The sequence below is a fragment of the Roseobacter sp. MED193 genome (genome assembly GCF_000152965.1).
In the GTDB taxonomy this organism is placed as follows: domain Bacteria; phylum Pseudomonadota; class Alphaproteobacteria; order Rhodobacterales; family Rhodobacteraceae; genus Pseudophaeobacter.
The window spans coordinates 2674971-2701391 of record NZ_CH902583.1 but is presented as its reverse complement, the minus strand read 5'-3'; the positions used below and the strand labels follow the sequence as shown (position 1 = coordinate 2701391).

Sequence of the window (26421 nt, the reverse complement as noted above, 5' to 3'; positions counted from 1 at the left end):
GGAGTTCTTGCGTCTTGGTCGGGCCTTCAGCACTGCGGCGCTAATTTGGTGTCTGTCTCCGCCAATAACAACTGCATCACACCTGATATTGCCTGCTCCCAAATCTCTCGCTGCTTTGTCGACAGGTCATTGCCCAAAACATCTTCCAAAGCCGCCATCACCGCTTTGCCGGCCAACTCCATCTCTCGGGGGCCAAGATTAAAACGCGCATGAACCTTGACCAGCCCGGCGCGGGCTTGGGGCAAGCTCTGACTGTTGGCCACGCCTTTGAGGCAATAGGTCAACATGGCAGCAAACATCTCCTTCTGTTTGGAGAAATCATCGCCAAACAGGCTCTCCACCTCGGGCAAATGAACAAAAAGATGGGAATAGAAGCGATCTGCCAACTCCGCTTTCCGAGCGAAGATCGTGGGAAAACTGGATCGCATTTCGTCGACGTCCCTAGGATCCATAATGCCCCCCTCAAAACAGCCAAAACAACACAGTCAGAAATGATGAGTCTCATTTACACCTTTATTGAGGCCATTGGGCAAGGGGTAATCCAAAAGCCATTTTATCACGATACTGCGGAGTAGGCCTGCAACCTAAGCCGCTCACCCCTTCCAATCAAACTTTCTGCTTGGCAAATTAGCCTCCCAGCCTGACCCTGACCAAGTCTCGCGCATGCTCAACTGCAAGCCGCCTTCCTTGTTCTACCGCGCTTACACCGAAGCGGACGGAAAGGTTTTTCCTTGCTGCCGACAGTAGGCATATGGCACCCAATAATTCGATGGCAACAGCCAGGGCCTCTGCAAAGCCGCCCCCCTGCCATCGTGGTGTAGCCTGGACCAAGGCAACAAGCGGCTCTAGAAAGTCCTGCAACGGGAGAGGTGGAGCTGCCGAAAGCACCACTTGCCCCGGGGCATCGGTCAAGACTCCCATAACTAGAGCCGGCGCAGAACCATCCTCTAGATAATACTCCGTCAGAGCCACGAGACATCTCTCAAGCTGGAGATCAGCATCTTCTGTGCCGTCCATCGCGGTAAAGAGCAGGTGCAGCAAATCCTGATTCAGTAGATCCAGGCACGCTCGATAGAGCAAAGGCTTGGATTTGAAGTGATGAAGAAGAGCCTGTTTAGATACCCCCAGTTCTGCCGCAACATCAGCAAGGCTAGTGCCCTGATAGCCCCTTTCAGCGAAGTGGCGCCTGGCCACTTTCAGCAGATCATTTCTGGTTTGGCGGGTAGGTTTCATCGCTCACCTCTGATCATCGTAAGCAAGCCTAACATAAAACTTACCAATTGGTAAGTATTAATCCCTACCAATTGGTAAGCAGAGTGGAGACATCCTTCCATCCCAAAAAACATAGCCCCAGACCACATAGGCGGCCTGGGACTATATTCACTCCATTCAGGCTCCCTGGAGAAAGCCTATGAACGGAAAGGAGTTCGCGCCAGTGGAGCCTAATTGAGCGACTGGGCCTCTGCTTCAATCGCAGTCTGCTTTGGCCGGGTCGAGCTAATATCGATCCGTCGCGGCTTCAGCGCCTCTGGCACTTCACGGTGCAGGTCAATATGTAGCATGCCGTCGGCATGGCTGGCGCCGATGACTCGCACATGATCCGCAAGTGTAAAGCGGCGCTCAAAGGCACGGGTGGCTATACCACGGTGCAGAAAGCTGCGCCCCTCGGGTTCATCTGCCTTGCGTGCAGAAATCACCAAGGCATTTTCCTTCACCTCTACGGTCAGGTCTTCTTCGCCAAAACCGGCGACAGCAATGGAAATCCGATAGCTATCTGCGGCAGTTTTTTCGATATTGTAAGGAGGGTAGCTGGGTTGCCCGACATCATTGCTCAGGGCGCGGTCCATCAGATCAGCGATCTGGTCAAAGCCAATAGTTGCACGGTTGAGTGGTGCAAAATCAAATCTACGCATGTTCTATCCTCATGTATGAGCGACATTATTTACCCTCCCGAATGGGACGGGCGATTGTTATCCGGGCCCCGGTATCCAGCGACCCTGACAAAACATGAAATATGTATGCACCATCCGATTACAAGACCCGCTTGCACGCCTGTGTTACGCGGATCTATTGCGACTGGGGGAGGAGGTTTAGCCGCCGGGTCGTACAAACTTGGCGCCACCCGTAGAACGTGCGCCACCGACCTGTACGCGCCCAACCCCTTCTGGCATGCGGCCGCCAATACGGGCATTGGTGAGCTGCGCCCGCAGGATCTGCAACTCTTCCGCCAGAGCGGCCCCCAAGGAAACCCGTTGCCCTTCCACTTCCGCCTTAGCCGAAACCACCGAGATAATGCGGGGTTTGCCATCGGCGAAGGAAAACACCGGAGCACCGGAAGAGCCAAAATCAACGTCACAAGACATGATCAGCACCCCCTCCTGCTTTGCCATCACCGCACAAAGCTCTTGTATCGACGGCGCTTCAGAGCGGTCATGCGCATAAGAGACCACCCCCACATCTGCGCCTTTGCGCGGTCGGCTATCGGTCTGAAACGGTATGACAGTGGTATTGCGGATGGGGCGCTGCAATTGCAATAGGGCGATATCCCTACGTACTCGGTCGGTCGAAACCTCTCCGTCAAAGATATAGCCTGGATGCACCACCGCCCGGGCCACTGTGCGGTAAGCCGATGCGCGACCATTGCGCCATCCCGCCAGGAATTCGATAGTCTGAGGCTCGATCCGCGCACCACTGCGGGAATCGTACAGACAATGCGCCGCAGTTAGCACCAGATCCGGTGCAATCAATGACCCGGTGCAAAAGCCTTCACCGTCGACATCCAAGCGCCCCACTGCCTCCCAGCCCCGACCCGCATCAGAGGTCTCCATACGCTGCAACTGGCTGTCTGCCGCCTGGGCCATCACGGGCAACAGCCCCATCAGACCAACCAGCCAGCCAAAGCTTTGTCTTGTGAACCGAAATCCCAGCAAATCTGTCTCCTCACCTCATTGCTGACAGATCTAGCTGCGAGCTTCGGCAAAAATACGGCATCACCGCTTAAAAGACAGCCCCAAAGGCAAATAAATAGGAGTCCCCCTTGGGGAGCATTCCAGGGTGCCGTGCCTCACCGCAGGATTGGCACCTCGCTCATCGGCTTGCGCGCAGCTATCAGGGCAGCGGGCTTTGGCCCGCCGGTGGCCCAATCGAGCAGCTCAACCGTGTGCACAATGGGCAGCTTGGTACCCGATCCGATCTGCATCATGCAGCCGATATTGCCCGCCGCGATCAGGTCGGGATTCTTAGCCTCCAGCGTATTCACCTTGCGCGCTTTCAGCTGGCCTGAAATTTCAGGCTGCATCAGGTTGTAAGTCCCGGCGGATCCGCAGCAGAGATGACTGTCGGCAGGCTCCACAACCTTGAAGCCAGCGCGTTTCAGCAGGGTCTTGGGGTGCGTCTTGATCTGCTGGCCGTGCTGCAAGGAACAGGCCGCGTGATAGGCTACGGTCAGGCCCTTGTCCGCCCCTTCGGGCAGGTCGAGCTGCATCAACAGCTCCGAGATATCCATCGCCCGTTCCGACACCCGCGCCGCATCGGCCGCCAGCGGATCATTGCGGAACATGTGGCCGTAGTCCTTCACCGTGGTGCCGCATCCCGAGGTGTTGATGACAATGGCGTCCAACCCTTCGCCGTCCATTTCATCGCACCAGGCGCGGATGTTCTTGGCCGCTGTCGCATGGCTTTCGTCCTCGCGGCCCATGTGGTGGGTCAGCGCCCCGCAGCAGCCCGCGCCCTTGGCCACGACCACCTCGCAGCCCAGCCGTGTCAGCAGGCGGATGGTGGCATCGTTTATATCGGTGTTGAGCGCCTTTTGGGCGCAGCCGGTCATAAGCGCCACCCGTTTGCGCTGCGGGGCCAGCGGCGCAAAGCTCTGCGGATCATCGTTGCGGCTGACCGGCGGGATCTCTTTTGGCGCCATCTCCAACATCGCGCGCAAACGGGCATCGGGCATCAGCCCTTTAAAGGGCCGCGCCAGCTTTGCTCCGAACAGGGCCAGACGGAAGCGCATCGGGTAGGGCAGTATCCGCGCCAGCACCCAGCGCAGGGCGCGGTCGGTGAAGGGGCGTTTGTAGTTCTTGTCGATATAGGCGCGGGCATGGTCGATCAGATGCATGTAATGCACCCCCGAAGGGCAGGTGCTCATGCAGGCAAGACAGGACAGGCAGCGGTCGATGTGCTTGACCGTTTTCTCATCGGGCACGCGGTTGTTTTCCAGCATGTCCTTGATCAGGTAGATCCGCCCGCGTGGGCTGTCGAGCTCATCGCCCAGCACCTGATAGGTGGGGCAGGTCGCGGTGCAGAACCCGCAATGCACACAGGATCGCAGGATCTCGTTCGAGCGCTGAATGCCAGGGTCAGCCAGCTGGTCTTTGGTGAATGTCGTCTGCATGATCTAAGCCCTTCCCATGCCGGCCATCTGTCCGGCCCGCATCAGACCCCTGTTCAACACGCCGCGCGGATCAAACCGGCTCCGCAACCCGTCAGAGATCAACTCCAACGCCTGTGCTTGCTGCTGAAACCGGCCCAATGCGGCAATTGTTGCCGATTGGGCACGTACGAGAGTGGCATGCCCAGAAAGCCCAGCGCTCATCAGCCTCGCACGCAGATCCGCGCCTTCCGAAGTCAGCGCCCAGATCAACCCACCGCCCCAGTCAAACTGCAGGGCCTCTGCTTCCAACATCGGTGCAAGTTTCACGGCATCCGACGGCTTTACCGAAATCCGCCAAACATCGCCCTCTCGTCCCTGGAAGGCGGCGACATCGCGGATGTCCTGCCACAGGTGTTCAGAACCAGACCGGTTTTCAACCTCGCCCGAACCCGCCAGCTCCCCTGCTAGCTTCTCCTGGCGATAACGAACCGAGGGCGCAAAGCCTTCCAGGCGGATATGGGCAAGACCCGAACCCGGATCATATGCGGCGCCGGTGACATCATAAGGCGAGCCCAGGGCTGTCGACATTGCCCGCACAGCCGAAAGAAGATCTGGTACTGCAACACTGACCGTTGCCATTGCTTCAGGGATGGGCAAAACCTTCAAAGAAACCTCGCTCAACACGCCCAGGGTGCCATAGGACCCCGCCATCAGTTTCACCAAGTCATATCCGGTGACATTCTTCATTACCCGACCACCGTTTTTGATCACCTGGCCAGCCCCATCAACAAACCGCACTCCCAAGAGATAGTCACGGGCCGCCCCCCCCTGAATACGGCGAGGTCCGGAACTATTGACAGCAATAGCCCCGCCAATAGTCGGCGCTCCCGAGCTCCCCAGCACCCCCCGTGTGTCCATCGGCTCAAAAGCCAGGCGTTGACCTTCACTGGCCAAGAGCGTCTCGATCTCAGCCATGGGTGTTCCAGCTCTGGCGACCAGGGTCAGAGATCCTGGCTCATAAAGCTCAATGCCGCTCAGCCCCCGCAGTGCCAATCGGTCTCCCTCGACCTCACAACCGCGGGTACCACCTCCCTCAACACACAAGGGGGTCTCCGCACCAGCAATGATCTCAGCCAATTCGGCCTCATTTTTAGGGCTATGCATTTTCATCTTTCCAAAAATATTCTGGGGGTTTGGGGGCAAAGCCCCCATCACGCCGACTGTCACGCAGTTTTTTTTCACTCAGCCGCCAGGGCGGGCGCGCGGCGGCTTTCGGTCACCGACAGCGGGAAGACCTTGGCCGGATTGAGCAGCCATTGCGGGTCGAAGACATCCTTCACCCGCAGCTGCGCCTCCAGATCCTCGGCGGAGTACTGATGCAGCATCAGATCACGCTTTTCGATGCCGACCCCATGTTCGCCAGTGAGGCAACCGCCCACCTCGACACAGAGTTTGAGGATCTCGGCGCCGAAGTCTTCGCACAGCTCCAGATCGCCGGGCTTGTTGGCATCGAAAAGGATCAGCGGGTGCATATTGCCGTCACCCGCGTGGAAGACATTCGCCACGGCCAGGCCAAACTGTTGGCTTAGCTCGCCAATGCGGCGCAGCACATGAGGCAGAGAGGACACCGGAATGGTGCCATCCAAACACATGTAATCGTTGATCTGCCCCATGGCGCCAAAGGCGGATTTGCGACCCAGCCAAATCCGGGCGGCCTCATCCGCGTCTGTGGCCTCGCGCAGCTCGACCGGGTTGTGGGACTGGGCGATTTCCTTGATCAGGCCAAGCTGGTGGTCGATCTCGGCGGGGCTTCCTTCGACCTCGACGATCAGCAGGGCCTCACACATCGGGTAGCCCGCCTTGGCAAAGGCCTCGCAGGCCTCAATGCAGGGACGATCCATAAATTCAATGGCAACAGGCAAAACCCCGGCCTTGATGATATCACTCACGCAGGCGCCCGCCACCTCGTTGCTGTCGTAGCCGATCAGCACCGGGCGGGCGCCTTCGGGTTTGCGCAGGATCCGCAGCGTGGCCTCCGTCACCACACCAAGCTGCCCCTCGCTGCCGCAGATCACCCCCAAGAGGTCCAGACCGCCCGCATCCAGATGCGCACCGCCAATCTCGACCACGGTGCCATCCATCATCACCAGGGTCACCCCAAGCAGATTATTGGTGGTCACGCCATATTTCAGACAATGCGCCCCGCCCGAATTCATTGCGATATTGCCGGCAATAGCACAGGCCAACTGGCTCGACGGGTCAGGCGCATAAAAGAATTCTTCTTCCTCGACTGCCCCCGAGACGCTGAGGTTGGTGCGCCCGGACTGCACCCGGATCACCCGGTTGTCATAGTCGGTTTCCAGCACCTCATTCATCCGCGCCACGCCAAGGATCACACTATCGGCCGTGGGCAAGGCCCCCCCTGCCAGCGAAGTGCCAGCACCGCGCGGCACCACCGGAACCCCCTCCTCATGACAGATCCGCAAAACGTCAGAAACCTCCTGCGTTGTGCGCGGCAGCACCACCATGAGCGGCGGGCAGCGATAAGCCGCCAAGCCGTCGCACTCATAGGCGCGGGTTTCCATTTCATCCTGAATCAGGGCGTCGCCAGGCAGAACCAATGAAAGTCGTGCGGCTAGATGTGTCTTGCGGGCCAGAATGGCTACATTGGGGACAGGCATCTCCATGGGGCTCTCCTTTGGCGGTGCGCTATTTGGTAAAATAATATTACCAATCCTCGCAGATATGCAAGCACGAAGTACTCCCTCCCTTGAATTCAGCTGGCAGACACGCCTTCGTGACTGTACCAAAACTGAAAAATATCTAGGCTTGGGTCATGCAAAAACCTCTCCTCCCACTCCTGCTCACCCTCATGGCGCTGCCTGTATTGGCGGATGAGCCAAGAATCGAAGCTGTCACTGCGGTGCAGTCTGGTACCGAGTGGCGATTTAACGTCACCCTTTCCCACCCCGATACCGGCTGGAACCATTATGCGGATGGTTGGCGAGTGCTTGACATGCAGGGCAATGAGCTGGGGCTGCGGGTTCTGGGACACCCCCATGTCCAGGAACAGCCCTTTACAAGATCGCTCTCTGGTGTCGCGATCCCCACCGGAACACCCCAGGTCCAGGTACAGGCTCGCTGCCTGGTCGATGGCTGGGGAGACGCGCTGTTTGTGGTCGACCTAAAGTAATATGCTCGGCCCTTTGTCCAAGTGTGGCGCCCGTCTCATCCTTGCAGACAGAGGCGTCTTGTGACACAGGTCTGACAATGCGCCACCTCCTCTTTTGCTACGGGATACCCCTGCCATGACAGCCTCAAAACGCGTCGTTCTTTCCAGCGATCATGCCGACATTCAGCTTCGCCAGACCATTGCCGAACACATTGCCAACCAAGGCTGGGAGGTTCTTGACCTCGGTCCCACCACTTCGGAAAGCACAGATTACCCCAAACATGGCCGCGAAGCCGCCGAGCGCGTGGCCGCTGGTGATTGCGATCTGGGCATTATTGTCTGCGGCACTGGCCAGGGCATCATGATGGCCGCCAATAAGGTCAAGGGCATCCGTTGCGGCGTTTGCGCTGATACGTTTTCGGCCCGTATGATCCGCCAGCATAACGATGCAAACATGCTGTCAATCGGGGCGCGGGTTGTGGGCAAGGGTCTGGCATTGGATATCGTCGACGCCTTCCTCTCCGCAGAATTTGAAGGCGGTCGCCATGCCACTCGTATGGAAATGATTGAACCCGCTGAAGACTAAAACATGACAGCATTGCTTGACCGGGCCTGTCCCGGCGCGCCTTTGCACATTCAGCTTCGGTGATAGGGGCTGCCAGACAGGATGGTGGCCGCGCGGTATATCTGCTCGGCCAACATCACCCGCACCAGCATATGCGGCCATACCATTTTCCCAAATGACAATGAAAAATCCGCCTCGGCGCGCAGACTGGGATCAATGCCGTCTGCGCCGCCAATAATCAGCGCCAGATCCTGGCGTCCAGAATCGCGCCAGCTGCTCAGACGGTTGGCAAAATCCGGCGAGCTGAGCAGCTTGCCCCGCTCATCCAGGGTGCATATCACCGCCCCCTTGGGCAGAGCTTTGCGCAGCAAGCCCGCCTCAGCGCCCATACCGGCGTTTTTCTTGTCTTCGACCTCAACAATGCGGGCCGGGCCAAGGCCCAGCGCCCGCCCGCTGCGATCAAAACGGGTGAGATAATCGTCGATGAGGGTCTTTTCAGGCCCAGCGCGCAGGCGTCCAACCGCGCAGATATAAATACGCATCGGAATGGTCCTCGCTGGGAGTTACGGCATGAACTGGCCTGTCGCGTCTAACACAGCAGAGATGGCACAAGAACAGAGTGCCGCCTCCATTGTCAAAACCGCAGCTTAAGCGCCGTCCTGACCAGGGGTCATGCCCGGCTGCCAGAGCTTTTCGATCTGGTAGAATTCACGCACTTCTGGACGGAACAGATGCACAATCACATCGCCGGTATCAATCAAGACCCAATCGCCGGTGTCGCGACCTTCGACCTTGCTGAGAATACCATATTCCTGCTTCAGGCGATCAGTCAGCTTTTCCGCGATCCCTGCCACCTGACGGCTCGAACGGCCCGTCGCAATGACCATAAAATCGGCAATAGCTGTCTTGCCGCGCAGATCAATCTGCACGACATCTTCAGCCTTGTCATCATCCAGAGAGCTCAGGATCCGCTCCAACAATACCATATTGGTTGGGCGGCTCTTGGCAGCACCCTCGGCTGCTTCGCTAGCAGCGGCTGCTGCCGCTTGAGGTTCGGTCGACAGAACACTGTCCTCCATAAGGCGCGCCGACCCTCCCCCGGCGCTGGGGATATGCTAAAAATAGCAATTTCCGTGCCGCATTTCAATGAAAGCGACGACGGGTCTCGAATCATCGACACTCTCTGCCTGATCTGCGCCCCCACCGAAAGAGGGAAGGGTTCATATTTACAAGGATTCAAAGGAAAGATTGCCCAGTTTGCCGTGATCGCGCCCTGCTAACCCTTGATCGCTTGCCCGCCCCCCTGTATCTGACAGCCATGACCCTCGTATTGGCCCAGACTATTGAGTTGCAAGATCGCGCCCGCCTGCGCGAGCGATTCTATGGTGCCGCCCGCACGGTCCTGGCGCGCCTATAAGGCCGCAGCCCAAGCCCTAAGCCAGCTACACACACCTGAAAATACGGGAGAGGACACATGTCCCCCAAAACGCTCTATGACAAAATCTGGGATGCGCATGTTGCGCATGAAGCAGAGGACGGCACCTGCCTTCTTTATATCGACCGCCACCTGGTCCACGAGGTGACCAGCCCGCAGGCCTTTGAGGGTCTGCGCTTGGCGGGTCGCAAGGTGCATGCGCCGGACAAAACCATCGCCGTGCCGGACCACAACGTGCCCACAACTGCGGGTCGTGAAGATCCCGCGCAGATGACGGCCGAAAGCCGCATTCAGGTCGAGGCCTTGGATAAGAACGCCCGCGAATTTGGCGTGCACTATTATCCTGTTTCTGACGTTCGTCAGGGCATCGTGCATATTGTTGGCCCAGAACAGGGCTGGACCCTGCCCGGCATGACCGTGGTCTGTGGTGACAGCCATACCGCTACCCATGGTGCCTTTGGGGCCTTGGCTCATGGTATCGGCACCTCCGAGGTTGAACATGTTCTGGCCACGCAGACTTTGATTCAGAAAAAGTCGCTAAACATGAAGGTCGAAATCACCGGTAAGCTGAAGCCTGGTGTAACTGCCAAGGATATCACCCTGGCGGTGATCGGCGAGACCGGCACTGGTGGCGGCACTGGCTACGTGATCGAGTATTGCGGCGAAGCAATCCGCGATCTGTCGATGGAAGGCCGCATGACCGTCTGCAACATGGCCATTGAGGGCGGTGCCCGTGCTGGCCTGATTGCGCCGGATGAAACCACCTACGCCTATGTCAACGGTCGCCCCCACGCCCCCAAAGGCGCACAGTGGGAAGCCGCGCTAAACTGGTGGAAGACCCTCTATACCGATGAGGGCGCGCATTTCGACAAGGTTGTCACCCTGAAAGGTGAAGACATCCAGCCGGTTGTCACCTGGGGCACATCGCCCGAGGATGTACTGCCCATCACAGGCGTTGTTCCAAACCCAGAAGATTTTGAGGGTGGCAAGGTTGAAGCTGCCCGTCGTTCGATCGAATACATGGGTCTGACCCCTGGTCAGAAGCTCACAGATATCGAAATCGATACCGTCTTTATTGGCTCCTGCACCAATGGCCGTATCGAAGATTTCCGTGCCGTGGCCGAAGTGGTCAAAGGCAAGAAGATCAAAGACGGTATGCGCGCCATGATCGTGCCCGGCTCTGGTCTAGTGCGCGCCCAGGCTGAAGAAGAAGGTCTGGCCGATATCTTCCGCGAGGCCGGTTTTGAATGGCGCCTTGCGGGCTGCTCCATGTGTCTAGCGATGAACCCCGACCAGCTGTCCGAGGGTGAGCGCTGCGCTGCAACCTCGAACCGCAACTTTGAGGGGCGTCAGGGCTACAAGGGCCGCACCCATCTGGTGTCGCCTGCCATGGCTGCCGCAGCGGCTATCACCGGCAAGCTGACCGACATTCGTGATTTGATCTGAAGGAGCGAGACAGATGGAAAAGTTTGAAAAACTCACCGGCATCGCCGCCCCCATGCCTTTGGTCAATATCGACACTGACATGATCATCCCCAAGGTGTTCCTGAAGTCGATTGCACGGACAGGCTTTGGCAAGAACCTTTTCGACGAGATGCGCTACAATCGCGATGGCACCGAAATCGAAGATTTTGTGCTGAACAAACCGCAGTATCGTAACTCTGAGATCCTGGTAGCCGGCGATAACTTTGGCTGCGGTTCTTCGCGCGAACATGCACCCTGGGCAATTGCAGATTTTGGCATCAAATGCGTGGTCTCCACCTCCTTTGCCGATATCTTCTTCAACAACTGCTTCAAGAACGGCATCCTGCCCGTTGTATTGCCACAAGAGCAGGTCGATGTGCTGATGAAGGACGCGGAAAAGGGCGAAAACGCCCGTATGACCGTGGATCTCGAGGCGCAGCAAATCACCACATCGGATGGCGAAGTCATCAAGTTTGAGGTTGATGCCTTCAAGAAACAATGCCTGCTGGAAGGTCTGGATGACATCGGACAGACCCTGCAGAAACAAAGCTCCGTTGAGGCCTATGAGGGGAAGATGGCCCAGGAACGTCCCTGGGTCTAACAGCACCTCTTTCGGGCTCTGGCAGGTCTAGATGCGCCGCAACTCATTGATAAAGACAAAGCCGCTCCCGTTATTCTGGGGCGGCTTTGTTGCTCGGGCAGCGGGCCAAAACAAAAAATCTGTCGCCTGCGCGCCCCAGATAGTGTGCAAATTAAGACAAATTCGCCACAAATTCGCCCCATTCGAACACATTCACCCGACCCACCTCGACATTGTGGGTCCGATTGGGGGCCTGAAACCCGCAGCCACTAGATCTGGTAGGCGCGAGGCAAGCTGCTGATTGGCTTGGTCAAAATTGATGCATTCGCGCATCAGGCCGAACGACTTCCTTAAAGAAAATCAAATTTCCGCAATTGCAAACTTGAGCCCAAGAACCAATCCATGCACAAATGGGGCAAAATTGAGGCGCGCATTCTGGACGATCCAGGGTGCATCAAGTTGGAACAAGGGCACGGCAAAGTACCGTCCAGTCCAGTTTGAAGGGAAAAATAGCAGTGTTTGCTCGCATATCAGGCGCGGCAACTCGTGGTTTGTTGATTGCGTTGCTCATTGCAATGCCGTCGATGGTACTGCCAGTTTCTGCCACGGAATCCCCTGAGATTATCGCCCTAATGGCGATACTTGGCGGAGCTTTGACCTTTGCAGAGTATTTCTCCAACTATCCCAGTTTTGTTGAGTTTCGCGAAGCGCCACCGCTAAACCGAATGCGGTTTGTTGCGGCCCTTGTCACCATTGGCCTGCTCAGTCTTCTCACGCGTCACTCTCTGGATCCAACCGGGCTTACTGCGCTGGTACAGGGGTTGGGAATACGGCTGGGTGAGGCCTTAGACTTTGCCTATTCCCCGGTGCAATTGACGGTTTTGATGCTGCCGCTCGACACCCCCAGCGAGAGCCTCCACCTGACACGCGGCGCCGCTGGCATCGCCTATGTTGCCTCAGCCCTGGCAATCCTGTGTTTTATCCTGGCCATTCGGGTTGGCAATTGGCCGGTCGCCAATGGGGCCTTTAATGTCTGGGTGAATCTGCCATTGTTTGACCCAACCACTGGCGGCGATGTGGTCACCAGATTGCAACGCGACGGCCGCATCAACATCATAATCGGCGTATTGCTGCCCTTTGCCATTCCCGCCACTATCCAGCTTATGTCTGGCCTTATCGACATCAGTCACCTCACCTCTGCGCACATGCTGGTCTGGGTGATTTCTGCCTGGGCCCTTGTACCGGCCTCCATGATTATGCGCGGCCTTGCCATGCTGCGGGTCGCGGATTTGATCGCACAAAAAAGACGGGCGGTTTATGCCCATGCAGAATCCCTACAGGCCGTCTGATGTTCTGGGCGATGTGGAGATATCGCTCCATCTTGCCATATCTCACTCTGCTGATCCCCCTTGTCGCGCTACCGCGCCTCCCCCAGGCCGAAACCCTGCGTATTGCCACCTTCAATACCGAACTGTCCCGCAAGGGGCCGGGCCTGTTGCTGCGCGATATTGAACGTGGCGAAGACAAACAGATTGCTGCGGTGATTGCCGTGATTGCGGAAGCTAACCCCGATATTCTGTTGCTGCAGGGCATCGACTGGGATTACAATAATCAAGCTCTAAAGGCCCTAACACAACGCCTGGCGCAGGCTGGATCACCCTATCCTCATCTCTTTGCCAGCCAGCCCAATGCGGGCCTCGCTACGGAGCTGGATCTGGATGGTGACGGTCGCTTGGGCGGTCCCGGAGATTCACAGGGCTATGGCGACTACACGGGTCGCGCTGGCCTGGCAGTGTTGTCACGCTCGCCTCTGGTGCTGGATGAAATGCAGGATCTTTCAGCACTCTTGTGGCGCGAAATCCCCGGAGCGACGCTCCCACAGCATCCTGACGGCAGCCCCTTCCCCTCCCCCCAGGCACAGGCAATCCAGCGCCTCTCCTCTACTGCACATTGGGTATTGCCGATCATGCTGGCAAATGGCCAGCGATTGACCCTGCTATGTTTTCAGGCTGCTCCCCCGCTGTTTGACGGGGCTGAGGATCGCAACGGGCTGCGCAATGCAGATGAAATCCGGCTTTGGCAGGTCTTTCTTGACGGCTTGCTACCGGTAGAGCTTGCGCCCCCTCCGACCCGCAGATTTGTGATTGTCGGCGGTGCAAATCTGGACCCAAATCAGGGCGATGGCCGACGCGATAGCATCGCCCAGCTGCTACAAGACCGCAGGCTGCAGGACCCCCTCCCCTACTCAACGCAGGCCAACACTGCGACCGTAGATTGGGGAGAAGGGCGTCGCATGCGGGTGGACTACCTGTTGCCCTCAAAGGAGTGGCAAGTAGCCGCTGCGGGGGTGGTCTGGCCTGAAAGCGACAGCTCTCCGGCGGCCCATGCCAGCCGTCACAGGCTGGTCTGGGTCGATCTCGTTTTGGACTAAGCCATGGCATCCTGGCGTACCGCACCGGGCTGACTGACCAACAACTCCTGGGGTAGGCAATGCGGCAGTGCTTGCGCAAGCGGCGTCGCTTGAAACCTCGGCAAAAGCTCATGAAACAGATCTCCGTTCAGGCTATGCGGCGTATTCCATAGATAGCGCATCTCCAACAGGCAACGTCCGAGCGGCCAAAACGGACGGGCAAGCTGCAAAGGCAGCCAGGACATCTCGCTCAGCCTCGCAGGACGGGACAAATTTGCATTCAATGCTGCCAACAGCTCCTGCCCGGAAAGGGTGTAACCCGTATAGGGCACATCCAGAAACCGCGGCAGGTCAGCGCGCTTTTCTGCCAGTTCCACTGCTGCACGCGCAACATCCGGCAGATAGGCCCAGGCATGAGGAATATCCCACCGCCCCGGATAGACGAACTTCCCCTTGCTCAGCTTGGCGGTGATCATTGCGTCAAACCAGTTTCCCGAGGCCTCGGTATCGAGAAAGTCTCCTGCCCGCAACAAAATCACCCGCGCAGAGGAGGCGCGGTAGGCCGCTTCCATCTCAATGCGGATCCGCCCCAACGAGTTCTGCGCAGCATGGGCACTGTGCTGCGACCAGGGGGCAGGCGTGGTTGGGCCAAAAACGTAGACATTGCCTGGCAAAATGATGGTTGCACCAGCAACCTCTGCCGCCTGGATCACCTGCCGATGCAGCCTTGGCACCTGCGCGGCCCAATCAGGGTAGAGCGGGTTCCAACCATTCACAATCACATCAACCCCTGCGCAGGCCTGTGTAAGATTGTCCTGTCCCCGCCGGAAACGCTCCACCTGCCAACCCGCCTGTTCAAAAGCCTTAGCTGCCGCTCTGCCAAACCGGCCAGAGGCCCCGAGTATGAGAGCTGTCTGTGTCATCACGTCTTCTCCTGTTCTTAAGATCTGCCCCATGCTCCTCCATTCGAAACAAATATGGCATTGCCAAATTATTTTGATCTGCCATTCATTATTGAATGGAAAAGACAACACGCACCGACTGGTCTCTGATTCAGAGTTTCCTTGCTGTGGCGGACTGCGGCTCTCTATCGGCGGCGGCACGGCAGCTGTCTCGCAGCCAGCCCACCCTTGGCCGCCACATTCAAAGCCTTGAGGCCGATTTAAATCAGCGCCTGTTTGAGCGCCACCCTCGGGGGCTTCAACTGTCGCAAGCCGGGACTGCCCTTTTGCCGATGGCGCGGGAAATGCAAGCGCAGATGTACCGACTGTCACTGCAGGCCGCAGGCCAGTCTGAAGAGCTCGCAGGCACCGTGCGTATCACCGCCAGCGTCTTTGCGGCGCATCACCTGCTGCCACCTATCCTAGCAGATATACGCCGGGAAGAGCCAGGAATTGAGCTGGAACTGGTGCCGACAGATGAGAGCGAGAACCTGCTCTTTCGCGCCGCCGATATCGCCCTGCGCATGTATCGCCCAACGCAGCTGGATGTGATCACCCAGCATATCGCAGATCTGCCCCTTGGGATCTTTGCCGCAAAATCCTACCTGGCACGTCGTGGACGGCCCAGCACGAGCGAGGAGCTATGGCAACATGACTTGGTTGGATATGACAATAACGATTTGATCCTGAACACAATGCGCCAGATGGGCTGGCAGGTGGATCGCAGCGCCTTTGCCATGCGTTGCGACAATCAAACGACCTATTGGCAACTGGTGCGGGCAGGCTGCGGAATCGGCTTTTGCCAAAGCGGTGTCGCCCGTGCGGATGACTGCGTTGCAGAGCTGGATCTAGGCGTTGAGATCCCTGCCCTACCGATCTGGTTGACCGCCCATAGCGCTATGCGGGAAACACCGCGTATCCGACGGGTCTGGTCGCTCTTGGCAAAAGCCCTCAAAACGGTGGGGAAATCACCCTGACCTCCCTTGAAATTAGGGCCTGTTGTTGACCCTGCGCCCCCAGAAGGGTAGGCCCTTTTCAACTGTTTTTAGGAGGCACATATGTCCAATCCATCGATTCTGATTCTGCCCGGCGACGGTATCGGCCCTGAGGTCATGACCGAGGTTCGTAAAGTCATCACCTGGTTCGGTGAGGCCCGCAACATTCAGTTCGATGTGAGCGAAGATCTGGTCGGCGGCGCCGCCTATGACAAGCACGGCGTGCCACTCGCGGATGAGACCATGGCCAAAGCGCAAGAGGTGGACGCGGTTCTGCTCGGCGCCGTGGGTGGTCCGGCCTATGATGATCTGGACTTCTCGGTCAAGCCTGAGCGCGGGTTGCTGCGTCTGCGCAAAGAAATGGATCTCTATGCGAACCTGCGCCCTGCTCAGTGCTTTGACGCCCTGGCGGATTTCTCCTCGCTCAAGCGTGACATTGTTGCCGGTCTCGACATCATGATCCTGCGCGAGCTGACCTCAGGCGTCTATTTCGGCGAGCCCCGCGGCATCTTTGAAGAAGGCAACGAGCGCGTAGGCATCAACACCCAACGCTACACAGAGTCTGAGATCGAACGCGCAGCCCGGTCCGCCTTTGAACTGGCGATGCGTCGCAACAAAAAGGTCTGCTCGATGGAGAAGGCCAATGTAATGGAGAGCGGCATCCTGTGGCGCGAAGTAGCCACCCGTGTGGGCAAGGACTACCCAGAGGTAGAGCTGTCCCACATGTATGCCGACAACGGCGCTATGCAGCTGGTGCGAGCGCCAAAACAATTCGACGTCATCCTGACCGACAACCTGTTTGGCGACATCCTGTCAGATTGCGCCGCTATGCTGACCGGCAGCTTGGGCATGTTACCCTCTGCCAGCCTCGGCGCGCCAATGGCCAATGGCCGTCCTAAGGCAATGTACGAACCGGTGCACGGCTCGGCCCCAGACATCGCCGGTCAGGGCAAGGCAAACCCAATCGCCTGTATTCTCAGCTTTGCCATGGCGCTGCGCTACAGCTTTGACATGGGAGCCGAGGCCGACCGTCTGGAAAAAGCCATCGAAACAGTGCTCTCGGACGGAGCCCGCACTGCAGATCTGCTGGGCGAAGACGGTGTTGATCCGATTTCGACCAGCGAAATGGGTGACGCTGTTGTCGCAGCCCTGCAGGCTAGCCTGTAACGCAGCCTGCCTAGGCTCTCCCTTTTACGGGATCTAGGACATGGAAAACATGGGAAAAGAGGGCGGAGACGTCCTCTTTTCTTTTTGAGAACCAGGTTAATCAGGCACCGTTCTGGCCACAGGCAACAAGGTGTCGACCACATGGCGATAATGCTCCAGTCTCTCAAGGTGATGTAGACTGCGGCTCAGCCAGCGCATGGCATCTGTATGTGCAAAAACCTCACTCAGATCATAGAGCCCTGCGTGCTCGCCCAATAAAAGCGCGCGGCGATGGCGATCTTTACGCTGATTGACCAAGCCCGAAATGCGCTGCAATCGGGCTTGCCCCGCGCTATTAGTAGGCGGCGCCACAGTAAGCCACTGCAGCGCCGCACCGGTGATCAAGGCAGGACGTCGCAACAGAGAATCTTCGGTCAGTACGGCAATCCGCCCTGTCTGGGTCAAACGGTCCAGCAACCGCACCAGATGATCCGTCTGGTGCAGCAGCGCCGAAAGTGCCGCTTCTTGCTTTTCGTGATCCGAAGTCAGGCGAATATCTGCCAGGAACGCTTCCACCTCGGCCAACCCGGCGTGACAGGGGCCAAGTGCCGCAATGCCGCGATAATCCGCGGGTTCCTGCAGAGCTGCGGACATGGCCGCATAGGCGCGATTTTTAAGGATCTCTAGTGCGCTTTGCACTGACAAAAGCGCCATATCGGGATCCGAGAGCAAGGCCCGGTCCAAATCCACCACTGTCTGCCTTGGCGCCTCTGGCAAAAGCCAGCTGATGAACTTGGCAAACCGTGCTGTAATAGGCACGAACACCATCGCTCCAACGAGGTTGAAGCCAGTATGAAACACCAAAATCGCCGTCATCGCATCGGTTCGGTCAGCGACCTGCTGAAGCGCACCAACCCCGAACAGCAAGACAGGCACCATCATCAAGCTGGTCGCGATATTGAACAAAATATTGGCCACAGCGGTCTGACGCATCGGCAACGAGCCCCCCAGGGAAGCCAAAAGCGCCGTACAGGTGGTGCCGATATTCATCCCCGCCACAATGGCCACGGCCTGCGTCAGGCTGATGGCCCCGCTTTGGATCATCACCAGCGCCAGCGCCATCGCCGCCGAAGAGCTTTGCATAATCACCGTTAGCCCAGCGCCCAGAGCCGCAAGGACCAGCAGTCCCCAAAGGGTCCCGGAGGGCAGCATATCAGGATGCAGGAACCCGCTGACATCTTTCATACCTGCCTGCATCAGGTCCAACCCAATGAGCAATAGGCAAAGCCCCGCCACCATGCGCCCAGCCCGTGCCCAGCCGCCACGCGCCAATAGATCCAACAGGCTGGCTGGAAACAGCAAGGCCATGGCCACTGTGCCCAGTTTCAACTTAAAACCCAGCAGGCTCACGAGCCAGCCCGTCGCCGTAGTGCCAATATTGGCGCCATAAATGACCCCAAGCGCCTGCGGCATCGTCAACAACCCTGCCCCGACAAAGCCAACGGTCATCACTGTGGTCGCGCTGGACGACTGAATTGCTGCGGTTGTCAGCCCCCCAGATATCACCCCGGAAAAAGGTGTTGTGGTAAATCTGGTCAAGACCGCCTGAAGCCGGCTGCCGACAGCTTCGCGAAGGGCAGAGGTCATCACCTTCATCCCCATGAGGAACATGCCAATTCCGCCAAAAACATAGAACAGTTGCTCGGTCATGCCCGCCCCTTCTCTTCCGTTCAATATGACCAGCACAAAGAGCGGGCACAAGGCGTGGGATAAAGCGTGAAATTGCGTCATCGACGCCACATAGAAGAGCTGGGACAGCTCTCTCCGACCTCTGGTTGCGCAAAGAGGATTGGTGACAGCACGGGCCTTTGTGATGTATTAACCCTCACGCGCAGACCCTATTTGTAAAAGTTGTTTTTCCGAATGCCCCAGCCCGAACCACGGCCACTCATCTCGGTCATCATTCCCGTGTTTAATGTGGGCGACCATGTGGCGGATTGCCTGCGCAGCCTTCAGGCCCAGACACTGAATGATTTTGAAGCCCTGGTGATTGACGACGGATCAACAGACGATAGCGCTGCCATTGCCCAGAGCGTGATCGGGGCTGACCCAAGGTTTCACCTGATCAAACAACAAAACAAGGGCCTGTCGGGCGCCCGAAATACAGGGCTTGATGCAGCCCAAGGTGCCTTCATTGCATTTCTCGACAGCGATGACAGGCTCGCACCTGACTATCTGTTTCGCCTGTGGCAAGCGTTGGAGACAACAGGAGCCGACTGGGTGTCTTGCGGCATCCGCTTTTGCTTTCCCAATGATCAAGCCATTGACCATTCTGCGATCCACGCAAGCGCCGCACAGCACAGCTCTGGTCAGATAAAGCGCTATCCACAGTTGAACTGGGAAGACGCTATCCAACACTTTCCATCTGCCTGGAACAAGCTCTATCGCCGCAGCCTGATTGAAGGCCTGCGGTTCCCAGAAGGCACCTGGTTTGAGGATCATGAATTTTACTACCAAGCCCTGACCCGAACCGACCACCTGCTGCACATCGAAGCGCCGCTCTACTTGCAAACACGCGCACGGGAAGGCCAGATCACTGGCCAAGACAGTGATCGCGTGTTTGAACAGTTCGCCGTTCTGGACCGCATCAAACATTTGATGAAAACCAGCAAACGCCCAGGGGCAGATGCCGCCTTTGAAAAAATCGCCAGCCGCCTTCTGTTTGAACGCAGCACCGCCCTGCGCAATCGCGAACGCCGGGCACGTTATGCCAGCGCCTGCGCGGCCTATCTGGACAAGCATCATCTCACCTACTCCCCCGATTGGGATCCGCACATCTCCCGCGCCTGGGGCTTGGAAATCGACGGCACGCTCCCGCTGAGCGTGATTATCCCCTGGGGCGGAAAAGATGCCAGCCTGCTGCGGCAGAGCCTGCAATCGCTTGCCCGGCAAGGCGCCCCAGGGCGCGAGATCCTGATTCTGTGCAATTCAGACGCGGCCTTTGCCGAGGCCCAGGCCATCGCAGAACGCCACCACTCCGAGGCCCGCGCCCTGCGCCATAGCGAAACGGAACTCGGCCCGGCCTGTAATATCGGCCTCAAAGCCGCACAGGGTGTCTATGTGAATTTTCTCGTGGCTGGCGATATCCTGACGGAGATGGCACTGCATGACTGGGTGGACGGGCTACACCTCGCTCAGGCTGATTTTGCCGTCTCTGTCTTTCGCCAGGGGTTGGAGGGGGAAGACTATCACTCCTCGTTCTATCAGGATGAAACGGTGTCTCTGGACAGTTTGGCTACCGCAGCTTTTGCCTTCGCTCCTGAAGCCGCCCTTGCGTTGGACGGTCAGATTTCTCCAAAGCTCTATCGGCGGGCTTTTCTAATTGAAACAGGCCTTCAATTTGGAAACGGTGCTTTACCCGGCTGGACTATGGCGCTGCAAGCAGCCTTGCTGGCAAAACAATCAGCCTACTTCCAACATTCTGGCTGTGATATCAATCAATCCAGCGAAGCACTGGCCCAGTATCACGACGTCGGCGGGTTCCGGCCCTTTCTGCGCTCTCTGGATCAACTGAACCGCAATCTGCCCCCGCATCTGGCAGAAAGACTACCCAAAGGCTGGCAGCGGCGCCTCTTTGGCCGCGCCCTGCGTCTGCGGATAGCCCGGATTTGTCCTCCCTTTCGGACATTTAAATTGGCCCTATTGTCTGCTTCAGCCACCTGGGCAGCCCTACGCCGAGGGTTGACCCGAGAGCAAACACCACTAGACCCGGGGGAGGGGCGGCGGATCGCAACCCTGCTCAGCGTTGAAGCCCGACTTCGTCGCAACTCCTAGCCTGCCCTCCTCACCGGTGGCAGGCGACAATAAAACACTAGTCAGGCATATGGAAATCGTAATGCAGTCGTTCCTAGTTCAAGATACCACAGTGTTTCGCTATACGGCGAGGTTCTCGCAATATCCCTATGCCAATATCTCGTTTTTTGATCGCGACCAGGAAAACATCCTGTTTCATTTGTCGCTTCGCCAAGAAGAAGGGCTCTGTGTCTGCAATAGGCGCATGGGTGAGCAATGGTCTGCAGAAAAGGCAAAAAAGCACCCGCTGCCCAAAACAGGGGTTGAGGTCACTATTACCTTCGCACCACCACATGTGACCGTCGCACTGGATGGGAAGAAGGTTTTCAGCTTTGGCCGCAACCTGTTTGGTCGTCCCTATCCAAACCTCGATAAGATCAGTTTTGTAAGTTATCAGGGTGGAATCGCTGCTGGAGATGTAGATTTTGGCGATAGTGCCAATCCAAAACTTGCCCTGGGAGCATTGAGCCGCAGCAACCAGGCTCTACTGGACAAGGGTCAGCTTTGTCTCAGCAACCGATTGGAGCTCCGCGCCCGATTGAACAATCTGCCCAAGGCAGACACCCTGACGCTGGACCTGCCAGGGGAGCTTTCGCCACCAAAAGTCATTCTCTATCCGCAGAGCCAGAAAAAAGGCGGTCAAGACCGCGCGCCCGGTTTCACCGATATTATTGTCTTGCTACCTGGCCGCGTTTGGGAAGGCCGCTCGGAGAGCGAGGCCCTGGACCTGGGTCTTTTGCACGAAGATGGTTCTGCTGCCTGTCCTCGCCTGCAACTCACACGGGATGACATGGCGGACCAAATAGAGCTGATACTGACTGAGGTCGATCTGGCCAACGATTCACTGGCGGCGATGCAGGTCTTTGAACATGTCCAGTTTGGCGGCCTGCAAAACAGACTGTCCAGTCAAAGCCGCGCCAGCCTGGTCAGCGCCCAGCGCTTTTTCGGCCTGAGCGATTACATCACCGCCCCTGAGGGTCAGGCCGAAGAACCCAATGTCCCCGCAACCCCCCTCACAAAGGCAGCTGCCCCCCCGCCCCGCGACCCAGTCGTTCAGGCTCATTTGGAATTTGGCCAGACGATGCGGCTCTCTCCCACGAGCGATCCGCTTGTGGTTTTGGAAAATCTGCTGACCGATGTCCCCAAAGATCAGCGCCGCTATCTGTTTCTTCCCCTCAGCGAGTTCTTCAGTCACCCAGACCGCGATTTCGACGGCTTTCACAGGCTGTATTGCGCCGAGGGCTTTGGCGCCAGCCTCTCACCTGAACCTGGGAACCTTTACAAAAGTTCCGCCCTGCTCCCCTTCCTTTTTCTCGAGGAACGCCACGATCAGATCTGCCCAACCCTTCGGTCGTTGATCGAACCCACTGCAGGTTGGATCGTCACGCCAGCCCTGGCCTGGCTGCTACGACGCAGCATTGCGGGGCAAGGGGTCAACGAGAAAACCCGAGAGAATATCCTCTACGCCTATATGGATCTGATCGACAAACAGGCCGCCGACTACTGGGGGCGGACCCATTGTATTGACCTCACCGAGGTTGCTGTCTTGTTGCTGGAACAGCGCGATAGCTTTGCCGATTACACCCACCGGCTAATCATCGATTTTGTCCTTCGCACCTATGGGCTGTCGCGTCAGTTCTGGCGTCATCTAGATGCCCATTTTGCCTATGAAACCGATACAGAAGTCTTTGCCCTACGGCAGGCTTTCGCCACCATCGAAGCCTCTATTGAGCAGACAGGCTCCAACGCTCACCTTCCACCGAAAGGTCAATCTGAGCTCGATAAGGCTTTGTCTCTGTTCAAAAACTACCACTGCAGAGATCTGCAACGGGTTCGCCGCGAACTCCTTGGCCCCTCGGGAGTTGAAATTCAGCCTGCAAACCCGCTTGACCGTGAGACCCTGATCCGGGCCGAGGTCGCAATAGAAGAAGCCGCCCTGCGCCATATGGCGTTTCCCGGCGCAAAGCCGGTGCATAAGGATCTCACCTTGGTCACCGCCCAGGCCCTACCGAGATTTTACAAGGACGTGCCACGCGCGCCCTACTATCAACTTCAGATCGCAGTAAGCCAACGGATACAAGCGCTGCTCAAACAGGCGACGTCGACACCTGTTTCCTCCGATCAGATCAAGGCTCTGGGCCAGGATCTGCAACTGTTGGCAGGTCGGCGCAGCCAGTTTTTGGGCCTCGGGCTCACCCTGGCGCTGCTGCGGGGGCTTTCCCCCAATGCACAACAAAAAGACGCCGTATCAACTCTGCTAAAACAGCTGAAATCTCAGGTGCAAGAGCTGAACGACGACGATCTCTCTGCACTGCGCTATGCCACTGCGCCTTCTCTTGCCCTGATGGCGCTCCGCGACATGCCTGACACCCAAAAATTGTTTTCAGAAGTCAGCGCACTCCTGCCTGACATCGCGGATCTTCTTCCGCCCCCCCGCGACCTGCCACAGGGCGCACCTGAACTGGCATCATCGCCCCTTTTTGACACAATCGTCACCGTGTTCTCATGCCTGCCAAACCTGAACAGCCGCGTCCCTGCTATGCAAAACGGTTGGCTGGCTTTGCTAAAGGCCTTGGATATTCCCTATGTCATCATTGTCGGCAATGGTGACGGTTGGAAGGAGGGCGATATCGTTCATGTGGACGCCCCAGACAACTACGAAGGGCTGCCGCAAAAGACCCTAGCCACCATTCGTTGGGTCTATGAGAACACCCGCTTTTCGCATCTGCTCAAAATTGACGATGACTGCTTCTTGAATCCTGATGTCTTTTTCCACGGTCAAAGCTATAGAAAGTTCGACTTTTATGGCCGCATCCTGACCCGCCGCCCTGGCGACATGGATCGCGCTTGGCACAATGAAAAATCGACCTCAGACCGGGGCCGGTTAGAATTGGATAAATCTCCCGAGCCCTCTACATATACCGATGGCGGCACTGGATACGCGCTCAGCCGTAACGCAATGGCAGCAGTCATCGCCGCTGAAGAAAGCCCAGAAGGACAGCATCTGATTCAGATGTCCTTTATGGAAGACAAGATGCTCGGAGACCTATTGGCGCAACAGGGTATTCATCCTGCGGATGAGGACTATCGTACCTCTATTCGCCGTCGCACCTGGGGCAAGGCAAAACCAGTGTCGCGCTGGGTGAACAGTTTTGACGCCAGTGCTGCGGCACCAGTGGCCCTAGTGCATCTTGACGAACATGAAACCCAGGCCCAAGCCTGTGACACGCTGGCAGCGCCGACGCTAACGCCCAAAAAGATCTGGCCCAGCTATCAGGACGCCGCCCTCGTCTATCAAAGCAACGCGCTGGAGCTGATCAGCAGCGAAGACAGCCTGGAGTCAGCGCGCAACGCTGAGGTGGCCGTGGTCGCCTGCATGCGCAATGAAATGTTCATGTTGCCGCAATTCCTAGCACATTACCGGCGCCTCGGCGTTGATAGCTTTTTGATCGCCGACAATTGCTCGGATGATGGCACCCTGGAATTTCTGATGGAACAACCCGATGTGGCGCTCTTCTCCGTGGATACGGATTATAGCCTTTCGCATTATGGCGCAGGCTGGCAACAGACCATGATGTCCGCCTTTAGGGTTGGCAAATGGACCCTGATCGCCGACACGGATGAACTCTTGATCTGGCAGAAGAGGCAGCAACAAAGCCTGCCAGATCTGTTGAACACCCCGGAATTCCAAGGTGTTGATGCGGCGCGAATATTCATGCTCGACATGTATCCAAAGGGGTCCTTAGGAGAGGCTACCTTTGAGACCAATCCCTTTGATGAGGCTGGCTATACTGATCGCGAGCCGTTTCTGGCGGATTGGACCGGTCAGGGGCCGTTTTCCAATATGCCCACCTGGACCAGCTCTGTGCGTCACCGGTTGATTGCCGGGTCACGGATGGATCTATTTGTTGCCCAGAAAATTGCCTTGCTGAAATACCAACCCTGGATGCGCATCTCTGCCGGATATCACTTTCTGACTGATGTCCAGCTCTCCCAACGCGAGCTTCTCTTTGGTCATTTCAAATATAATGCAGACTTTTATCGTAAGGCTCAGATCGAAGTCTCGCGGCGCCAACATTTCAATGATGCCGAAGAATACCGAAAATATCTCGCCCTGATGTCCGAAGGGCGCGACGTGGTCTACGAAGAAGGTCTTTCTGTCCCCTGGTACGAGGCCCCCTTTGTTAAAGCCCGGCTAGACAATATCTAATAGAGTGCTAGCGGGGCGCTGCAGGATTTAATCCCAGTGGCATGAAAGGCTATTGCACAATGCGCTGTGCAATAGCTGTGCCATTTTGGATTGCCGCAGAGGGATAAATCACCACCTGGTCGCCCTCTGATACCCCGCTGAGCACCTGAGCCATGGTTCCGTTATTATGGCTGATATCAATCTGTCGCTGGGTTGCGGCACCATCGATCATCACGAAGACCGACCAGGCTTCACCGGTGCGAAACAGAGCGCTGGAGGGCACCCGCAACACATCTTCTGCCTGCCAGACGATGATCCGCGTCTCTACCCTATACCCATGTCCCAGCCCCGCCCGGTCTTCTGAAGGGGACGCCAACGCAATCACCACAGGAACGCGTTGTTCTTCGACGCCAAGCGCCGAAACCTTGGTGATCCCAAAGGGATCAATCCGAGAGACCTCCCCATGGAGGGTGGCCACTCCCCCCCAATCCTCAACCTGTACCGGATCGCCCTGTGTGACCTGCACCGCATCTGATGAAATCAGATCAACCACGATCTCAAGATCTCCATCGATATCGCCAATCTCCATGATTGGCTCACCGGCGGGCAGGGTTGTCGCGCTTTGGTGCATGACCTGCAATATACGGCCACTGACCGGGGCATAGAGCGGGATGTCATCCTGGGCCTGGTCCCTCAGCGCCGCACCAATCCCAAAATCCTCAAAGCCGATAAGCTGCGCCTGGGCAGTGGCGAGGTCGGCCTCATGGGTGCCTATTGCCGCCTCAGCCATCTGCACGCGCGCTTCTGAAATCCGGAATTCGCGCTTGGCTCGATCATAGGCCGCAGGGCTGGCAATATTGCGCTCTGCCAATTGCTCGGTTCGTTGCAATTCAGTTTGGGCAAGGTCACGGCTGGCTTCGGCAGCACTCAGATCCGCATGCGCCCCGCGCAGGGCTGCTTCTGCCGATTTCACCGCCGCCTGCGCCTGTTCACGGGTCCGAACATCCAATGCCACCGGGTTGGTCGGCAACATCTGAACAACAATCGTCTCCCCCCGCACCACAGGATCACCAGGATAGACCTCAACCCGCTGCAACCGTCCAGCCACCGGAGTTGAGACCACATAGGGTTCGCTCACTCTGGTACGGCCCTCCTCATCAATTGTGATCTGTAACGGGCCTCGATTCACTTCTTGCAGGTCCACCAAAACAGGGCGGGGCCAAAAGGCTGCTGCCAGCGCCGCTGCAATCAGCCCCCCTACCAGGAACATCAGCAGTAAACGCGAATGTTTCTTTGCCTGTGTCAT

General features: G+C 57.5%; 22 protein-coding genes. 10 read left to right on the top strand and 12 right to left on the bottom strand.

Features of this window, described 5'->3' with window-relative positions:
• Positions 1–26: 26 nt before the first annotated feature.
• The 7 genes from MED193_RS15255 to MED193_RS15225 form a co-directional block, all read right to left on the bottom strand.
• Complete coding sequence (locus MED193_RS15255; protein ID WP_157041379.1) at positions 27–452, bottom strand: globin domain-containing protein; 426 nt, start codon at positions 450–452, stop codon at positions 27–29.
• A gap of 175 nt (positions 453–627) precedes the next feature.
• Positions 628–1233, bottom strand: coding sequence for a TetR/AcrR family transcriptional regulator (locus MED193_RS22340; RefSeq protein WP_009810646.1), 606 nt, complete (start codon positions 1231–1233; stop codon positions 628–630).
• A gap of 209 nt (positions 1234–1442) precedes the next feature.
• Entirely contained in the window at positions 1443–1913 is a 471-nt protein-coding gene (locus MED193_RS15245; RefSeq protein ID WP_009810645.1) for an Hsp20 family protein, read from the bottom strand.
• Positions 1914–2090: 177 nt separating this feature from the next.
• The gene (locus tag MED193_RS15240; RefSeq protein WP_050757640.1) at positions 2091–2879 is read right to left on the bottom strand and encodes a serine protease; all 789 of its coding nucleotides are present in this window, start codon (positions 2877–2879) and stop codon (positions 2091–2093) included.
• A 185-nt stretch (positions 2880–3064) separates the two neighbouring features.
• Positions 3065–4387, bottom strand: coding sequence for a glycolate oxidase subunit GlcF (gene glcF, locus MED193_RS15235; RefSeq protein ID WP_009810643.1), 1323 nt, complete (start codon positions 4385–4387; stop codon positions 3065–3067).
• Between the two features lie 3 nt (positions 4388–4390).
• Positions 4391–5530 carry an FAD-binding protein gene (locus tag MED193_RS15230; RefSeq protein ID WP_157041377.1) on the bottom strand — a complete coding sequence of 380 codons (1140 nt, stop codon included), beginning with the start codon at positions 5528–5530 and terminating at the stop codon, positions 4391–4393.
• A 74-nt stretch (positions 5531–5604) separates the two neighbouring features.
• Positions 5605–7053: an FAD-linked oxidase C-terminal domain-containing protein gene (locus tag MED193_RS15225; protein WP_009810641.1), complete on the bottom strand. Its 1449-nt coding sequence runs from the start codon at positions 7051–7053 to the stop codon at positions 5605–5607.
• Positions 7054–7202: 149 nt separating this feature from the next.
• Between MED193_RS15225 and MED193_RS15220 the strand changes: the two genes are divergently transcribed.
• A complete protein-coding gene (locus MED193_RS15220; RefSeq protein ID WP_009810640.1) occupies positions 7203–7559 on the top strand; it encodes a hypothetical protein in 357 nt (118 codons plus the stop codon).
• 115 nt (positions 7560–7674) lie between these two features.
• Complete coding sequence (rpiB, locus tag MED193_RS15215; protein WP_009810639.1) at positions 7675–8124, top strand: ribose 5-phosphate isomerase B; 450 nt, start codon at positions 7675–7677, stop codon at positions 8122–8124.
• A gap of 50 nt (positions 8125–8174) precedes the next feature.
• Here the strand turns inward: rpiB and rlmH are convergent, their stop codons facing one another.
• On the bottom strand, positions 8175–8645 hold the full coding sequence (gene rlmH / locus MED193_RS15210; RefSeq protein WP_009810638.1) for a 23S rRNA (pseudouridine(1915)-N(3))-methyltransferase RlmH: 471 nt from the start codon (positions 8643–8645) through the stop codon (positions 8175–8177).
• A 105-nt stretch (positions 8646–8750) separates the two neighbouring features.
• The gene (gene rsfS, locus MED193_RS15205) at positions 8751–9089 is read right to left on the bottom strand and encodes a ribosome silencing factor (RefSeq protein WP_039966944.1); all 339 of its coding nucleotides are present in this window, start codon (positions 9087–9089) and stop codon (positions 8751–8753) included.
• A 488-nt stretch (positions 9090–9577) separates the two neighbouring features.
• Here rsfS and leuC point away from each other — a divergent pair, with 488 nt between their 5' ends.
• The 4 genes from leuC (at position 9578) to MED193_RS15185 (ending at position 14013) form a co-directional block, all read left to right on the top strand.
• Positions 9578–10984 carry a 3-isopropylmalate dehydratase large subunit gene (gene leuC, locus MED193_RS15200; protein ID WP_009810634.1) on the top strand — a complete coding sequence of 469 codons (1407 nt, stop codon included), beginning with the start codon at positions 9578–9580 and terminating at the stop codon, positions 10982–10984.
• A 13-nt stretch (positions 10985–10997) separates the two neighbouring features.
• Complete coding sequence (leuD, locus tag MED193_RS15195) at positions 10998–11603, top strand: 3-isopropylmalate dehydratase small subunit (protein WP_009810633.1); 606 nt, start codon at positions 10998–11000, stop codon at positions 11601–11603.
• Positions 11604–12097: 494 nt separating this feature from the next.
• A complete protein-coding gene (locus tag MED193_RS15190; protein WP_039966244.1) occupies positions 12098–12931 on the top strand; it encodes a hypothetical protein in 834 nt (277 codons plus the stop codon).
• Positions 12932–12963: 32 nt separating this feature from the next.
• Positions 12964–14013: an endonuclease/exonuclease/phosphatase family protein gene (locus MED193_RS15185; RefSeq protein WP_368072271.1), complete on the top strand. Its 1050-nt coding sequence runs from the start codon at positions 12964–12966 to the stop codon at positions 14011–14013.
• Here MED193_RS15185 and MED193_RS15180 read toward each other — a convergent pair.
• On the bottom strand, positions 14010–14915 hold the full coding sequence (locus MED193_RS15180; protein WP_009810629.1) for a sugar nucleotide-binding protein: 906 nt from the start codon (positions 14913–14915) through the stop codon (positions 14010–14012). The two genes, MED193_RS15185 and MED193_RS15180, sit on opposite strands and share 4 nt — an antisense overlap.
• 95 nt (positions 14916–15010) lie before the next feature.
• Between MED193_RS15180 and MED193_RS15175 the strand changes: the two genes are divergently transcribed.
• Both MED193_RS15175 and leuB read left to right on the top strand, forming a co-directional pair.
• Positions 15011–15910: a LysR family transcriptional regulator gene (locus tag MED193_RS15175; protein WP_009810628.1), complete on the top strand. Its 900-nt coding sequence runs from the start codon at positions 15011–15013 to the stop codon at positions 15908–15910.
• An 81-nt stretch (positions 15911–15991) separates the two neighbouring features.
• Entirely contained in the window at positions 15992–17095 is a 1104-nt protein-coding gene (gene leuB / locus MED193_RS15170; protein WP_009810627.1) for a 3-isopropylmalate dehydrogenase, read from the top strand.
• A 96-nt stretch (positions 17096–17191) separates the two neighbouring features.
• On the opposite strand, the gene MED193_RS15165 is transcribed toward leuB, so the two are convergent.
• A complete protein-coding gene (locus MED193_RS15165) occupies positions 17192–18784 on the bottom strand; it encodes a Na/Pi cotransporter family protein (protein WP_009810626.1) in 1593 nt (530 codons plus the stop codon).
• A 213-nt stretch (positions 18785–18997) separates the two neighbouring features.
• Here MED193_RS15165 and MED193_RS22335 point away from each other — a divergent pair, with 213 nt between their 5' ends.
• Positions 18998–20908: a glycosyltransferase gene (locus MED193_RS22335; RefSeq protein ID WP_009810625.1), complete on the top strand. Its 1911-nt coding sequence runs from the start codon at positions 18998–19000 to the stop codon at positions 20906–20908.
• Positions 20909–20969: 61 nt separating this feature from the next.
• Complete coding sequence (locus MED193_RS22330) at positions 20970–25136, top strand: glycosyltransferase family 2 protein (protein ID WP_050757595.1); 4167 nt, start codon at positions 20970–20972, stop codon at positions 25134–25136.
• Positions 25137–25185: 49 nt separating this feature from the next.
• On the opposite strand, the gene MED193_RS15150 is transcribed toward MED193_RS22330, so the two are convergent.
• The gene (locus MED193_RS15150) at positions 25186–26421 is read right to left on the bottom strand and encodes an efflux RND transporter periplasmic adaptor subunit (RefSeq protein ID WP_009810623.1); all 1236 of its coding nucleotides are present in this window, start codon (positions 26419–26421) and stop codon (positions 25186–25188) included.

Coding starts and splice junctions, on each gene's coding strand:
- MED193_RS22330 (WP_050757595.1), top strand. CDS start 20,970: ATGCAGTCGTTCCTAGTTCAAGATACCACAGTGTTTCGCTATACGGCG.
- MED193_RS15220 (WP_009810640.1), top strand. CDS start 7,203: ATGCAAAAACCTCTCCTCCCACTCCTGCTCACCCTCATGGCGCTGCCT.
- MED193_RS22340 (WP_009810646.1), bottom strand. CDS start 1,233: ATGAAACCTACCCGCCAAACCAGAAATGATCTGCTGAAAGTGGCCAGG.
- MED193_RS15180 (WP_009810629.1), bottom strand. CDS start 14,915: ATGACACAGACAGCTCTCATACTCGGGGCCTCTGGCCGGTTTGGCAGA.
- MED193_RS15150 (WP_009810623.1), bottom strand. CDS start 26,421: ATGACACAGGCAAAGAAACATTCGCGTTTACTGCTGATGTTCCTGGTA.
- rsfS (WP_039966944.1), bottom strand. CDS start 9,089: ATGGTATTGTTGGAGCGGATCCTGAGCTCTCTGGATGATGACAAGGCT.
- MED193_RS15225 (WP_009810641.1), bottom strand. CDS start 7,053: ATGGAGATGCCTGTCCCCAATGTAGCCATTCTGGCCCGCAAGACACAT.
- MED193_RS15255 (WP_157041379.1), bottom strand. CDS start 452: ATGGATCCTAGGGACGTCGACGAAATGCGATCCAGTTTTCCCACGATC.
- glcF (WP_009810643.1), bottom strand. CDS start 4,387: ATGCAGACGACATTCACCAAAGACCAGCTGGCTGACCCTGGCATTCAG.
- MED193_RS15245 (WP_009810645.1), bottom strand. CDS start 1,913: ATGCGTAGATTTGATTTTGCACCACTCAACCGTGCAACTATTGGCTTT.
- rpiB (WP_009810639.1), top strand. CDS start 7,675: ATGACAGCCTCAAAACGCGTCGTTCTTTCCAGCGATCATGCCGACATT.
- MED193_RS15240 (WP_050757640.1), bottom strand. CDS start 2,879: ATGGGGCTGTTGCCCGTGATGGCCCAGGCGGCAGACAGCCAGTTGCAG.
- rlmH (WP_009810638.1), bottom strand. CDS start 8,645: ATGCGTATTTATATCTGCGCGGTTGGACGCCTGCGCGCTGGGCCTGAA.
- leuC (WP_009810634.1), top strand. CDS start 9,578: ATGTCCCCCAAAACGCTCTATGACAAAATCTGGGATGCGCATGTTGCG.
- MED193_RS15230 (WP_157041377.1), bottom strand. CDS start 5,530: ATGCATAGCCCTAAAAATGAGGCCGAATTGGCTGAGATCATTGCTGGT.
- leuB (WP_009810627.1), top strand. CDS start 15,992: ATGTCCAATCCATCGATTCTGATTCTGCCCGGCGACGGTATCGGCCCT.
- MED193_RS15165 (WP_009810626.1), bottom strand. CDS start 18,784: ATGACCGAGCAACTGTTCTATGTTTTTGGCGGAATTGGCATGTTCCTC.
- leuD (WP_009810633.1), top strand. CDS start 10,998: ATGGAAAAGTTTGAAAAACTCACCGGCATCGCCGCCCCCATGCCTTTG.
- MED193_RS22335 (WP_009810625.1), top strand. CDS start 18,998: ATGCCCCAGCCCGAACCACGGCCACTCATCTCGGTCATCATTCCCGTG.
- MED193_RS15175 (WP_009810628.1), top strand. CDS start 15,011: ATGGAAAAGACAACACGCACCGACTGGTCTCTGATTCAGAGTTTCCTT.